The organism is Rahnella sp. BCC 1045 (assembly GCF_019049615.1).
In the GTDB taxonomy this organism is placed as follows: Bacteria; Pseudomonadota; Gammaproteobacteria; order Enterobacterales; family Enterobacteriaceae; genus Rahnella; species Rahnella contaminans.
Window position 1 is genome coordinate 1 of sequence record NZ_JAFMOZ010000071.1, and the last position, 13,911, is coordinate 13,911.

13 protein-coding genes and 3 pseudogenes are annotated in these 13,911 nt (G+C 47.4%); 10 read left to right on the forward strand and 6 right to left on the reverse strand.

Annotated features, from left to right (window positions below):
- On the forward strand, positions 1-222 hold a 222-nt coding region (locus J1782_RS00930), incomplete at its 5' end, for a hypothetical protein (RefSeq protein WP_217152141.1).
- Between the two features lie 483 nt (positions 223-705).
- On the opposite strand, the gene J1782_RS00935 is transcribed toward J1782_RS00930, so the two are convergent.
- Positions 706-1,329: a hypothetical protein gene (locus J1782_RS00935; RefSeq protein WP_217152148.1), complete on the reverse strand. Its 624-nt coding sequence runs from the start codon at positions 1,327-1,329 to the stop codon at positions 706-708.
- A gap of 897 nt (positions 1,330-2,226) precedes the next feature.
- Between J1782_RS00935 and J1782_RS00940 the strand changes: the two genes are divergently transcribed.
- The 3 genes from J1782_RS00940 (at position 2,227) to J1782_RS00950 (ending at position 4,447) form a co-directional block, all read left to right on the forward strand.
- A complete protein-coding gene (locus tag J1782_RS00940; RefSeq protein ID WP_217152150.1) occupies positions 2,227-3,006 on the forward strand; it encodes a tyrosine-type recombinase/integrase in 780 nt (259 codons plus the stop codon).
- 453 nt (positions 3,007-3,459) lie between these two features.
- Positions 3,460-3,660: a hypothetical protein gene (locus tag J1782_RS00945; protein WP_217152158.1), complete on the forward strand. Its 201-nt coding sequence runs from the start codon at positions 3,460-3,462 to the stop codon at positions 3,658-3,660.
- Positions 3,661-3,970: 310 nt separating this feature from the next.
- On the forward strand, positions 3,971-4,447 hold the full coding sequence (locus J1782_RS00950; RefSeq protein ID WP_217152160.1) for a hypothetical protein: 477 nt from the start codon (positions 3,971-3,973) through the stop codon (positions 4,445-4,447).
- 27 nt (positions 4,448-4,474) lie between these two features.
- Here J1782_RS00950 and J1782_RS00955 read toward each other — a convergent pair whose 3' ends face one another.
- Positions 4,475-5,302: a helix-turn-helix domain-containing protein gene (locus J1782_RS00955; protein WP_254302877.1), complete on the reverse strand. Its 828-nt coding sequence runs from the start codon at positions 5,300-5,302 to the stop codon at positions 4,475-4,477.
- A 116-nt stretch (positions 5,303-5,418) separates the two neighbouring features.
- Here J1782_RS00955 and J1782_RS00960 point away from each other — a divergent pair, with 116 nt between their 5' ends.
- The 4 genes and pseudogenes from J1782_RS00960 to J1782_RS00975 all read left to right on the forward strand — a co-directional run.
- Positions 5,419-5,808 carry a nuclear transport factor 2 family protein gene (locus tag J1782_RS00960; protein WP_217152161.1) on the forward strand — a complete coding sequence of 130 codons (390 nt, stop codon included), beginning with the start codon at positions 5,419-5,421 and terminating at the stop codon, positions 5,806-5,808.
- Between the two features lie 135 nt (positions 5,809-5,943).
- Positions 5,944-6,354, forward strand: coding sequence for a hypothetical protein (locus J1782_RS00965; RefSeq protein WP_217152162.1), 411 nt, complete (start codon positions 5,944-5,946; stop codon positions 6,352-6,354).
- 80 nt (positions 6,355-6,434) lie between these two features.
- Positions 6,435-7,198 (forward strand): annotated as a pseudogene (locus J1782_RS00970) (RNA-guided endonuclease InsQ/TnpB family protein); the annotation flags it as partial.
- 43 nt (positions 7,199-7,241) lie between these two features.
- Positions 7,242-7,319: pseudogene (locus J1782_RS00975) on the forward strand (IS3 family transposase); the annotation flags it as partial.
- Between the two features lie 57 nt (positions 7,320-7,376).
- Here the strand turns inward: J1782_RS00975 and J1782_RS00980 are convergent.
- The 3 genes and pseudogenes from J1782_RS00980 to ltrA all read right to left on the reverse strand — a co-directional run bounded on the left by J1782_RS00980 (position 7,377) and on the right by ltrA (position 11,285).
- A complete protein-coding gene (locus J1782_RS00980) occupies positions 7,377-8,483 on the reverse strand; it encodes an ImmA/IrrE family metallo-endopeptidase (RefSeq protein ID WP_217152163.1) in 1,107 nt (368 codons plus the stop codon).
- The gene (locus J1782_RS00985; RefSeq protein WP_217152164.1) at positions 8,480-9,151 is read right to left on the reverse strand and encodes a hypothetical protein; all 672 of its coding nucleotides are present in this window, start codon (positions 9,149-9,151) and stop codon (positions 8,480-8,482) included. Before J1782_RS00985 ends, J1782_RS00980 begins: the two co-directional genes overlap by 4 nt.
- A gap of 465 nt (positions 9,152-9,616) precedes the next feature.
- A pseudogene (gene ltrA / locus J1782_RS00990) lies at positions 9,617-11,285 on the reverse strand (group II intron reverse transcriptase/maturase).
- A gap of 1,118 nt (positions 11,286-12,403) precedes the next feature.
- Between ltrA and J1782_RS00995 the strand changes: the two are divergent.
- Together J1782_RS00995 and J1782_RS01000 are read left to right on the forward strand one after the other, a co-directional pair.
- Complete coding sequence (locus J1782_RS00995) at positions 12,404-12,550, forward strand: succinate dehydrogenase flavoprotein subunit (RefSeq protein ID WP_217152168.1); 147 nt, start codon at positions 12,404-12,406, stop codon at positions 12,548-12,550.
- Positions 12,551-12,654: 104 nt separating this feature from the next.
- Entirely contained in the window at positions 12,655-13,476 is an 822-nt protein-coding gene (locus tag J1782_RS01000; protein WP_217152165.1) for a DUF932 domain-containing protein, read from the forward strand.
- A 139-nt stretch (positions 13,477-13,615) separates the two neighbouring features.
- Here J1782_RS01000 and J1782_RS01005 read toward each other — a convergent pair.
- Positions 13,616-13,911: hypothetical protein (locus J1782_RS01005; protein ID WP_217152166.1), on the reverse strand; the 296-nt coding region annotated here is incomplete at its 5' end.

A 13,911-nucleotide genomic window follows, 5' to 3' on the forward strand; every position in this document is an offset into this window, starting at 1 on the left:
ACCACTGCTCATGACTTCATTATAAAAATTGAAAAGTTTGATGTGTATGATTGGAATTATCACGGTAAAACATTATCATTTAAAATATTGGACGTTTTAAATGAAGAGAAAGCATGGATATATATATACTTTACTGGGAGGTGTTTTTGCTTTTACAGTGACTGGGATTTAACTCACGAAACGATAATCAGTCTAACGGTGGATTTCATTAAAAATATTTAAATATTATCAATCTTGCCGGTTAACTTCCGTAAAAATAGTTTAAAAAAATTGATGCCACCTCAAAATGTATCCTGATATACAAAAAATAGGATGCTCATTATTAATAACTCTCTAAAATTAACACAGTCAAAAAATATCATCGCTTATTACATTAACGATTAACCTTAGTCTCGTTACGTATATACTTAAACACGTTAAGAATAAGATATTCTTTGTCTGTATTTTTTTTTAAAAAAAAGGGGCTGACAGTAAGCCCCAAGCACACGTGCATTATCTTTATTTTAATTCGAAAAAAATCATATCAGGAAAAAGCAAACTGGTCAATCTTTACATTGTAATCATTGTAACTAGATTTTATAGTTAACAACAAACGATATTTATCGTTTGATGAATTTTCAAAATTCAATGAACAGTCCTTGAAAAAATACTACGGTGAAATTGTTGGTTGCTCATTAGTTGCCACTCGTAGTGGTTTTCTTTATATTATCCAATATGAAACTCTACCTCACCTCTAAAAGCTGGTGGATTAAAAAAGGTATGATGTTTATCGGAAAATATATATTCACCGGTAAAAATGACTGATCCGTCAAATCCTTCAATTTTGTTAATGCGTAATCTCAGTAAGATGTTTTTACAATCTAATTTTTCGCTATACCTCATTGTAACAGAATGAATAAGCGGTTCGGTTTTAATGTTTACTTTCAGACGGTTGATCAAATTCACGTCGAGCAGGTTTCGAAATGAATGCTCATCATATTTATATGAAAAATCTGCAAGTGTCGTTAGTATCAATTGATTGAGACACAACATCGCATCGGCAGTGTCTAAATATCCTGTGTTAGAGTTATTCACCGTAAAACAGCCATAGGAAACCAATTCATTTGAATGTGTTGTATCTCGAAATCCCTCAATTAGATAGGCCGAATTTACATTTGGAGTTCCAAAATACTGATCCTTAATCCATTTAGGAAAGCATGACACACCGAACACATCAAAAATGTGGTCATCTTTTATTTCTATAAGCTCCTGATTCAAGCTTTTTTCTTCACAGTTATTTGGGTTATAACTTGTTTTTTTTAATTCTAATAATGATTTGGCTAGCATCATTTACACCCTTAGCTTGATGTTTTTTAGTGAAAACTATTTCTTTAAAGAATCCAGTCTGGATCCATTCATTGAACTAGCATTGCACAGAGAATAACATGCCTTTTTAAATAGCTGTTAAACATCTCCCTGAGATAATAAACTTCTATTTTCTATTTATGAATGATTTATGTTTTACTGCTCCTAAGCATTGCTAAACACTATTGGAATGCAAAATGTAATTACCAACATTATGAATTAATGTTGTTTTTTAATTTGTAACACCAAAGATCCCCGCAATCACTGATTACAGCAATTTACTGAAAGGCTAGGTCACAGGTATTACGCTTGGCTATCGATAACACCTTTCACCTGAGGCTCTAATGATCACTTAAGTCATTCGTAAAGACCTTCGTGGCCATCCCCTCTTGGGAACGGCATGTTTTACCTGGTCAATACTTCAGAACTACCGAACTTTCCGCACAATGCTACCATCCTTTTAACCATGTTCCGTTTTCTGCCATTACCGGCAACCGCGACGGTCGGGCGGGGTTTTGGCCTAAACCCCACTATAGGGTATTCACATCCGTATCAATCCACTAAATGCAGTGACGAAAGGATCCTTTTCGGATCCTGTCTACACAACACGCCAAATTATTTGATTCCGTTTTGTGGCATAATTCCATAAGTCGGAAAGAGTGACCGGAAGCGTCCACGAGTTTTTAGCGTGGTATCCGCTCCGCCGCTGGGCGAAAATGGTCACCTTAGCCGCCGCCGGCGGACAATTTTGCGCAGATCGCGCTGTGTGAATTCTGAAAAGCAAAGAGGGGGAGAGGGCGCTATTTTTTACGTAGCGCGATCTCCGCGTTTTTTGCCAAACGTGATGAGATTAGCGGTTCTTTTTTGAAGGAGAGATGATCGATGACTGATATGACCGCATTACCAGGCCCCGAACGTCGCCCGCTGTTAATGGTGCGCCCGGAAGATCACCGGCGCGCGTTGGCCCTTCGTCAGATGGCCATGGCCTATGCCGATCTGCCGCGGTATCTCTTATTGCCTGAGATCAGCGCACTCCTCCACTATTTACCCGACTGGTCCCAGCATGCCCTGGTCGCCACGCTGTGGAATACAGGCGGACGGATCAATGAAGTGCTGGCGTTGAAAAGACGAGATTTTAGGTTGAACGGCGACTATCCGCACGTGGTGATCCGCACGGCCAAACAGCGCCGCGCCGGCACGGGTCGACCGGCAAAAGGAAAATCGGCCAACCGCGTGGTGCCTCTTTCAGATCCCGGATATGTCGATGAAATTCGCCGGCTGTTTGCCAGCACCCGCGAACGGATTGAGACCGATGCGCAAAGTGGTGAACGTCGGCCGCTCCCCATCTGGACTGCCACTGACAGGACCGTGCGAAACTGGTTAACCCGGGCGGTCGACGATGCCGGGCGTGACGGTGTGACGTTCTCGGTACCGGTGACGCCGCACGTCTTCCGGCACAGCTATGCCATGCATCACTGCTATCAGCATACTCCGCTGAAGGTGCTGCAGGCGCTACTCGGGCATGAAAAAGCGGAAAGTACGGAAGTCTATACGAAGGTTTTTGCGTTAGACATTGCGGCCAGCCAGCAGATCACCTTCAGCATGCCGGAATCCCAGGCGGTGATGTTGTTAAAAGAAACGCATCAGGGATCGGTCTTTTGATACCAAAATCACCGTATTATTAGAACAAAAATGCCTCTTTACGATGTAATTTTTCAAAATCCCATAAGATTTATGGTGATAAGTTGGGGCTACAGAAAGAATGCGCCTGATAACATTTGGTCGATTTTGTCCATGTAGACACGTGGGGTTCTAAGCAGAAAATCCTTTACATGTGCCACATCCGATGGGATCCGGTGCCTTTTGTCATATTTGAATCTAAACCGTTTCTATATGAACGTTGTAAACTTTTTTTTCACCATTTGTCTGGCGTGATTGATACAGCTTTCGGTCAATATCTATTTTGAGTTGGGCATTCATTTGTGAGATACGCCCATGCTGCGCCTTTTTTCACATTCGCGGGTGATATCTTATAATTTTATATCGTAACGTTTATAAATCGTTTTGACTACTGAGTTTATAGTTTAGCCAATTTCTTAACAAAACGAGGCTAAAATGGACACATTGAAAGAACACGGTGATAAAATTTGTTATGCAATTGGTATTGCGACACTGCCTTATCTTTTGGCGGGTAAACAGTTTGATGGTGAAATGATTGCTAAGGAACTAGAGAATGTAATTTCGCTCACCACGAATCATCGTCATCAGGAGATTTACAGCTCTGCGGTGAAATTCATTAGAGGGACATCCTTGTAAATTTGTGACATACGCATCATCAATGTTGGTCACTAACCCGGTAATCAATATTTCAAGAATTAATTTTGTGGTTTTTATTTAATAGGTTTTGTTTTAGTTAATCTATGAGTATCAATGGCATGTGAATTGATCAAATGTCATCTCTATCGCATGGTATTTTTTATAAAACCTATAAAAATCAATATATTGACGAATTTCGTGTTACAGGCGCTAACAATTTATACATTGTAAAGATTTGTTCATAAATTTAAGATTTTAGTAAGTGTTAGCATTATTCATGCTGTAATTACTTGACCTTGGGATAGATTTTATGCAACGTCGTAATATTATTAAAGCGGGTTTTGCTGGAATTGCACTCGCATGTGTTAATGAAAAATCTTTGGCTTCATCAAATGATAATTTGAATCTCAAGTATCTGTGGATGAGTATGTTCTCAGAAATGGTCATCAAAAAAAATGCTTCACTGGCTCCAAGGTTTTATCACCCAGAATTCAGATTGGTTAGCAACGGGCAGGAAGAAAACTATAACGCTTTTATAGATGGGCACAAGAAAATCTATGAAACTGATATTTCCTATTCAGTACGATATGATGAATCATCATGGATTGAAAACGATTCTCGAATCGGTGTCAGAATGTGGATCACCACAAAAAGTGGTAATGAACAGCCTGTTGAAATTGAAGTTATTGCGCTAGCTCAGTATCTAGATAGCTTAATTTATAGAGTGTGGGAATTAACCTGGCCAGACTGGTCACAACTCGATGCTTTCAGGAATTACAATAAATAACGTAGCCGTTCGCAGAAAGTTACTGTTTTAGCTTTTCAAGCTACCTAACGCAGAAAAGGCTGGTTTATCCGAGCTCAGCGCAATCGAGTGGGCATATCGACCCGGGGTCATACCAAAAACTTGGCGAAAAAGTGTAATGAAGGCACTCACGTTTTCATAACCAGATCCCAGAGCAACGTTTGTCACGGATTGGCCTGCAGCAAGTAACTCCAACGCCTGGAGTAGTCGTACACGCTGCCTCCATTCCGAAAAACGAAAGCCTGTCTCAATGACAAATCGCCGGGACAGCGTTCGCGGTGCAACACCTGCCCATTTTGCCCATGATCCCATCGGGCTGCAGTCATTTGGATGCTCCGAAAGAGCCCGCGCAATTTTTAGCAGGCGCGGATCTTGTGGCATCGGTAATCCCAGGGGAACAGGCCGAGCCGCGCGGATCTCTTCAAGGATCACTTCAGTCAAATGGTTTTGCGCCGCACTCCGACTGCCATCTCTCCAGGATGTCGCACGCAGGACGGCTTCACGCAACAAAGCGGAGACCGAAAGAACTTGTGCATTGGTGGGTAATGTCTCACATGCGGTAGCTGAGACCCACACGCTCCAGCCTGAATAGGGCCCATGTGAAAGAAGCCCATGGTACATGCCTGGAGGGATCCAAACAGCGTGTGTGGCCGGTACTACCCACCGGTGATGGCCAGCATCAACGGATAGCAAGCCCGCAGTGGAACCGAAAATTTGGCCATGTTCATGTTGATGATCCGGAGTGTTACGTATCCTGTCGCTTTGTTGAAACACCGCGGACAGAACCGGGCTGTCGGGATGGGAAATGCAGTCAGGTGAAATAAGATAATCTTTCATATTGGCTTAATATCGGTATCGATTGTCCTTTATAACGTACTCAAGCCATCTCTGCCACGATAACATCGTTGCATTCCCTCGCGATTGGGGGAGCCCACAACTTTATTGGAGATACTATGGTTGCGAATATTCACAATGCGCTCAACGACCTGCTTAACCGGCAGGATATACCTTTGGAAACCTCCATTGATCGCTATTTCTCCCCCGATTATCGGCAGAGGACGAACGGGAAATGGGATGACCGCACTAATTTTATTCAGCATATAAAACATCTGCGTACCCTTGTTAAATCTGTAGATATTCAAGTTTTAAATGAACTACGTGAGGGGAGTAATTATGCAACACGTCATCAGGTAACCGCCGTCAAGCGGGATGGAACCCAGGTCGTCATGGAAGTGTATCTCTTTGCCGTGATGGATCAGGATGGACGATTTTTGCGTATTGAGGAGACTACGCTGCTCCTTGAAGGCAGTGAGGCTGATCGTGGCATGGGGAGCGCGCGATAAGTGCGGGGGAAACAGCCTCAGGCAGGGAGGTGTTCTCTAATCAATGATTGATCATCAGTACATTAATATCCTAAGCGCCGCATTTTCGGACACCCGAAAATTGCGTTCAACACACTTAAAAGAGTAATTACTGCCATGAAAAATAACGTTAAATACGAATTTCATCACTTTGGCATCCCCCTGCAGGATGGCAAGAAAGAAGGTATTTACAGTGAAAAGGCTGGTATGTATACCACCGATAACCCGGGGCAATTTCGGGTTCAGTGGCACCGTTTTACTTCTGATTCGGATTTACACCCTTTAATTAAAACAGTTCCGCATGTCGCGTTTAAAGTCGACAACTTAGCTGAAGCCACGGCGAATGAGGAGGTGATTTTGGGGCCATACGAGCCTATCGATGATTTTTTTGTCGCAATGATCAACGATGCGGGCGTTCCCATTGAACTAATCCAGACATCTTTGACTGATGAAGAAATATGGCTGAGAGCAAGAACCGGCAAAGGGAGTTTATACCGTCAGGATGGAGAGATTAACAACGGGGATTAAAGCACACCAACGGTGATAGGCGCAGCCTCCGAGTAGGTATCACAATCACGCCGTGGGCCGGAATGTTTTCTGCTAAGCGTGAAAATGTCACCGTCAGCCAGTCATGCGGTAAGTGGTACATCAGCATTCAGACGGAATACGAAGTCACTGAACCGGCTCATACCTCAACATCAATGGTGGGGCTTTATGCGGGCATAGCGAAGCTCGCTACGCTATCAAATGGCACTGTTTTTGAGCCGGTAAATAGCTTTAAATCCAACCAGAAAAAACTCGCCAAACTCCAGCGTGAAATGAGCCGTAAGGTGAAGTTCAGTAACAACTGGAAGAAGACAAAACGGAAAGTACAAAACCTGCACTTTCGTATCGGTAATATCCGCCGCGACTACCTTCAAAAAGTCACTACGACTATCAGCAAAAACCACGCGATGATCGTCATTGAAGACTTAAAGGTTGCCAACATGTCAAAGTCGGCAGCGAGTACGTTAGGCCAGCACGGACGCAACGTCCGGGCAAAAACCGGCTTAAACCGTTCGATATTGGATCAGGGCTAGCACGAACTCCGCCGTCAGCTTGAGCACAAACAGCTTTGGCGCGGTGGTCAGGTGCTGGCAATTAATCCAGCCTGCACCAGTCAGAAATGCGCCTGCTGTGGTTATACGGCGAAAGAGAACCGGCAGACACAAAGCCAGTTCAAGTGTCTGGAATGTGGATATAGCGCGAACGCATCAATGGCGCTCGTAATATTTTAGCGGCGGGGCACGCCGCGCTAGCCTGTGGAGAGAGGGCAGTTTTAGGCCGCTCGATGAAGCAGAAACCCACCGAGGCGAGTCAGACTTCGGTCTGAACGCTGTAGGAATCCTCGCCCTTTAGGGCGGGGAGGATGTCAAAACAATGAACGGATCAAACTGAAGTTAAAGGGCCTGAGCCCGGTAGAATACCGGACCCAGGCCACAGCGGCAGCCTGATTAAAACCGTCCAACTTTATGGGGGCAGTTCATTAGGGCGGGGAGGATGTCAACTATTCACACCAGACGGAGCGAGGCCCTGGATAATGAGGTTCCGCTATTGCCGCCGCTGATTGCCGCCACACCGTAAAGCAGACTACTCAGTTCATCAAGAGGCACGTTAAGCTCATCACTCAATTGAGTCAGATGAACGCCGTTACCCGCCAGAGCGGCCATCATTTTTTCTATAATAAGTGACCTTTCACGCTCAATTCCTCCAGGCTCACCGGTTCGGTACCCCTTTGCGGTTGCATCGCGCATCAGGCTGTTATACTGCCATTCCGTCAGCATGTTCAGATTGCGCATTCTGACAATCAGAGCCATTGCCGAGACTTTCCAGAGCGATTTTAGCTGAACGATTTTGTCGAACGTTGGAAACGCCATTTTAACGGCCATTACGTTTTCCAGAGGCATCAGAAATGCTGACGCAAAAGCATCCGCTTCACGCTCAGCATCCTGTCCTTTGGCATCAGCGTGACGGTGAAGCACCAAGTGAGCTAACTCATGTGCCGCATCGAAGCGGCTGCGCTCACCTGACTTACGCGTGTTGAGGAAAATGTAAGGGACATCATCTTTCCAGAAAGAAAATGCATCGATACTCGCCGTTTCCTCCGAGAGCCAGAACACCTTAACGCCGTGCTTCTCCAGAAGATGAATAACATTGGTCATACTCTTCTTACCAATCCCCCAAGCTTCGCGCACCGCCTGTGCGGCGACCTCAGGTTCACTTCCACGGAGATTCGGCAGTTCAGGCTGCGGCAGCGTGAAGTGGATGCTGAAATACTCGCTCAGCATAACCCCCAACGCACCAGCTCCAATTGCCGCATGCTGGTCGGCGGCTTTTGTCGAGCGCAAAGAACGGAATGAAACCGTCAGTGGATCGATTGCTTCAACGTCATCGCCGAAGAAAAAGGACTCTGGATATTTCAGGGCGCTAGCGTATAACTGGACCGTCTCTGGCGTGGGTTCATACAGGCAATAGTCTTTTTCGTACTCAATTACTATACGGCTGGATAGCCCCATTTTCTCTGCCAGTTCTTTCAGGGTCAGCTTGCGTCTGATACGCGCCAGCTTAAGCCGGGACGGATTAAAAAGACGTTTGCCGTCATCGACAGGTTTACTCATTTGCTTTCAACGGAAATTGATATGTCATCATCGAAATCCTCATCAGGGAAAATATCCGTGCCTTCAAACGGCAGAGGACTCAAAATAATGCGCTCACTCCAGGCGCTTACGCGGGCAAATCCGTCCTGATTCACCATTCCTACCGGGTAGGACACTTCGCAGCGGACCTCTTTGTTAGCTGCATCATAATAATAAAGGACGATATAAGTGCGGGTGCTATCTATCGGCGTGATTTCAGATTTACCTGGATATAACGCATCCGTCTGGAACATATCGACTGTGCCAGGATTGTTGTGAACAATCGAACGCGTTGCCTCACCTTTGGCATTTTTGGTTTTCGGTAATCCATCAGGACGTCCGGTGTGTTTGTCACCCGAGGTTATAATCAGATTAACCCCCTTCGCTGAGTTAACGACCATTTCCATTCGCTTGACCACTTCAGGAGACCAGCCATTACCCTTGCCAATCAGTACACGGCGGGTCGCGGCAACCATCTCGCTCCAGAAACGGAACCCTGCATCCACTGCGGGGTGAAGCTTGCTAGATTTGCGGCGCTCGTACAAAGCAGACGTCAGAGCGGCATGAATATCGTTTTCCGAAAAACCCAGTCCATTAAGTACAACATCTGAATCAGCTTCGGTATGCAGGATACAATAAGGCATGGTCATGAGGGTGTCTCCATTGGTTTACTTCATGATTTCAACATAACTGTTATGATAAAATCAAGAAGTGGCTACCGAAAAGTTATCACAAGCCCTCACTTATTTCCTCACACCCCGTCCCCAGTTGTTCTTCACTTTTTTAGGCTTTTGAAAAAGACCACTACATTTATGAGTTTGAGGTCTACCTTGATCGCCTGATGCTGCCGAATCGTCTGTCAGACCTGGAGAGAAAAGACACCTAAACCCGCAAGCTGCTGCGGCTGCGCCGCGGCGGCTTTACTTTACCTCCGGGCTTTCCCTGTTCTTCTTCTGATGATTCCTTTTATTCCTATTCCTGGTCATCTATGTCCGGCTTTTCTTTTCCACAACAAACCACAAAGGCTGGAACCTGTCGGGTAGCAGCAGCGCATTACTGCGCCGCCGCCCCCTAAGAACGGTACGTGCAAGTTTCCCCGCATACCGCTCAAGCCTTTATAAATGCCCGCTATGGGCACCGGCTTCCCCGCTGTGTAACTGACGGTGGCAGTTGGGATGTAGCAGTTCAAGATTGGACATGTCGTCGCTGCCGCCCATAACCTTCCTGATCCGGTGGTGTATATTCCAGCCTGTCTGGTTAGTGATGAGTTGTCTGCAACGAGGGCAGCACTTACCCTGACGTTTCCACAATGCCGCCACGGTTTTCATCTTCTTCAGTTTACCGGTCCAGATCAGGTCCAGACGGCGCTCGAAGTAGATTTCCATGCCGGGCGAATAGGGGGTCGCGTCTCCTCTGATCTTGATGTGGCGTTTGATTAGCGTATCCATTGCCCGGGTGAGAAGCAGCGTTTTACCCTTCGGGGTCGCGGCGCTGAACTGCCAGCGTCTGTCCCCGAACGTGAAATACTTATCTGCAACCCAACGCCGGCCTTTACGTGTATGCCGCCGTTTACACCACAGCCATATTGCCCGCCAGATATGGGTATCGACGTAATTAAAGATATCTTTGGCCACGACATGCTGATGATAGTTAGCCCATCCACGGATCACCGGATTGAGCAGGTTTATCAGTTTCCATGCCGGAAGAGTCGGATTACCCTTAATTAATCTTCTGACTTTGCTCAGGAAGTTTTTCAGATTCTTTTTGGCAGGCTTGATCAGCATCTTGCCGCCATATTTTCTGACGTTCTGTCCCAGAAAGTCGAAGCCTTCTTCGATGTGCGTTATCGCTGTTTTCTCCTCAGACAGCGCAAGCCCCCGTTTTTTGCATGAACGCAGCTATCAGGGGTTTGACCTCATTCTCCAGCAGCTCGCGGGAGATCCCGGAGCAGATGAAGTCGTCGGCATAGCGTACATAGTTCACCTGATGTTTTGCCCCGTAATGCCTACTCTTCCTGAATGTACGCATCAGTTCTCCCTCCAGCCCGTCGAGTGCCATATTGGCGAGGAGAGGGGAGATAATGCCTCCCTGCGGGGTTCCACTTTCGGTGTGATAGAAGACGCCTTTTTCCATATATCCGGCTTTCAGCCATTTCCTGAGGATCCGCTTGTCCATTGGTATACTGGACAGCAGCCAGTCATGGCTGATGTTGTCAAAACACCCTTTGATATCGCCTTCCAGTACCCATTTGGGGGATACTTTCTGGCTCATCCGGTGAAATATGGACTCGATGGCATCGTGAGTACTCCGCAGGGGCCTGAAACCATAGCTGTTGTTATCAGCCGTAGTTTCTGCCACCGGCTCCAGTGCAAGTAACCACAGCGCTTGCATGGCTCTGTCCCTTATTGTCGGGATCCCCAGTGGGCGCTTTTTGCCATTCGATTTTGGGATATATATGCGCCTGAGCGGCTGTGGTCTGTAGCTTCGCGGACTCAGGTTGCACATCCCCTTCCATTTTTCATCCGGGGTGCTCCATGTTTTGCCATCCACCCCGGGCGTCCTTCTCCCGGTGTTTTCAGTGACACGCCTGACAGCAACGGCTTTGCCAGAGAACGAGCGTGTGAGAATGCGCTGAAGTTCTCTGATCCGACGCCATTGTTGCTGCCGGGTTGCCTCTGCAATCCGTAGCTGTAGCTTTCGCACCCGGGCATGGCTGGCACGCCAGTCAATGGTGTGCCAGCCTGTCGGGCGGGGTATCGTGGACACACTGTCGTGTGTATTCATCTCGCTGATATCCTGTTGAAAGTTTTACAGTATCTCATGCAGTTAAAGACCAGACGGAAGTCTGCCCGCTTTCGCGTCGAAGCATGCACAGCTCCGTATCCTGATTATTACCATCAGGCATTCGCTTTTTTCCGTCCTCCTCTGCCCGCACCGCCAACAGTGTTCCTTGCGGTTCACCTGCCATCAGGCAGCGATACGGGTTTACCAGGTTCCGTCTAACATACAAAAGGTCAGGGCGGGTTCTGTCTATTCACCGGAGATCTCAATGTCCATGTGCTCCGGGGGGACCAGTGGAGCAACCCGATCTCGTACCATTTTGGTTCAGGCCTTCCAGCATCTTTGGCCTGTTGCCGATAACGGTGTTTATCAACAGTTCACATGTGTTAACCCTTCTGACCAGCCTTGCAATCCAGCCGCATGATGCTTGCAGCAAGGGAGAGTCCCTCACGGGATTCTCCCCGGGCTGACGCCCGATCTCGTTGTCCCGGAAGCTTCAGACCCCGCCGTTGCCAGCAACGCCTGTTCCGGTAGGCTACAGCTAATGGAATAGCTGGTTTTATCAACGTAAAACAATATGTTAAACGACTTCCTGTCGCACGTCCCCCTTCGGCTCATGACCAGCAAGCTGGTCAATCGTCGAGCCCGACTGCGCTAACCGGCAAGCCGGTAAGCTCCGCGCAACCCCTGCGGGGTTACGGCCTGACGGCTAGGGTCTGATGGCAAAAAGCCAGGTCAACCCCCTCTGACGCCTCCTTCTTACGCCCATTCCTTTTGCGGAGGGCTTAAACGTAGCACCGCCTGGTCTCCCAGCAAGGGTGAAATGCACTCCGCCAAAACTTTTCCTCGTGCCTCGTAAAACTTTTGTCTCCGCCCTTGCTGTCCGCCTGCGTTGGTGCTCCGTTGCCCTTGCCGCGCAAGGCATGAACGTAAGAAAAAAGCGGCGTCAGAAAGAGGGGTTTTGCGGATGCAGAGCCATCGGATGAATCATGAAAAATGAAGGAGGTGAGCGAAAAATACAGAAAGCAGAAATGAAAAAGCAGACTTTCGTCTGCTCATTCACTGCCGGTTTGTCCCTCGAAAAGCCAGACCGACTATCAAAATTAACATGGAGTATTGCTATGAATTTCGACCCAAAAATAGTCGCACAGGCGAAAGCGTTTGTAAATGCCTACCGCAGCGGAAATCGCGCACATGTGCCGTCACTGCGCTTTGAATACTGGCAGCAGTTTATGACCACTGTGCGCGCCGAACTCGGCATTCAGTAACCAGCCGCCGCCCCGCGAAGGGGCGGCATTTAAAAATAATTCGTTGCACACCGCCTATGCCGATCCGGCTACCGGTGGCAGCTTTTAAACAGAGGATTTTAAACATGGTTCGCCTGACCTCCGCATTTCGTTCTGCCAACGTTATCCGCAAAGATCGCCCGCTGACTGATGACGAATTACGCCGCCACGTGCCGAGCATTTTCTCAACGGAAAAACACGAGTCACGCAGCGAACGCTACACGTGGATCCCCACGATTACCCTGCTGGACAGCTTGCGAAAAGAAGGCTTTGAGCCTTTCTTTGCCTGCCAGCAGCGCGTGCGCGATATTGGCCGAAGCGGCCATGCCAAACACATGCTGCGCCTGCGTCGCCAGAGCGACATTACGCGCGAAGAAGTCTCAGAAATCATTCTTCTGAACAGCCACGACGGCTCAAGCAGCTATCAAATGATCCCCGGTCAGTTCAGGTTCATTTGCCTGAATGGCATGGTGTGCGGCGAAACGTTCGGGGAAATTCGCGTGCCCCACAAAGGGAACGTGGTTGAGCAGGTTATTGAGGGTGCATATGAGGTATTAAAACGCTTTGAAGCGGTGGAAGAGTCGCGCGAAGAAATGAAATTAATCCGGCTGAGTGGTGAAGAAAGTCGGGTGTTTGCGGAGACGGCGCTGGAGTATCGTTATGAGGGGCAGCACGTCCCCGTGACGCCGGAGTCGGTGTTGCGCAGCAAGCGATGCGCTGATGAAGGCAACGACCTGTGGCGGGTGTATCAGCGAACACAGGAAAGCATTTTACGCGGAGGGTTGTACGGGAGAAATGCGAAGGGTGGACGGGTCACCACGCGGGCAATAAACGGTATTGACGGCGACATTAAAACCAACCGATTTTTGTGGTCGCTGGCGGAGAAAATGAAGTCCCTTAAATCATAATGACCGCGAGCGGGGGAAGGGAACAATGTATCTCACCTATCCCCCGCTTTTACGCGTTTCAGAACCTGTCTGCTTCCCGTCCAGGCTTCGAACCGGAGCGTGAAAAAATAGTTAACCCAACTTTGTATTTAATGTGTTTCTAGTCAGCGACATTAGTGTCGCTTTTTTTATACCCTGATTTCGGCCTTCCTCGCGATATCGGCGTTACCTTCCCTTTCTTAATTACCTCCTGAATCAATTTCTCACTGACGATAATGTTTATATCTGTAAGCGATAATTTGATATCCGCAACAGTATAACCCTTTGTCTTTGCCAGAAGTACAATGTCTTCGGTAATGGCGGTTAATACATCATCACGCGAAATTCTATTTATAGACAGGTCTGGAAGTTCGCTGAGCTTTTTTTTTGCCAAATCGAGTTCACTTTGAGTAAAGA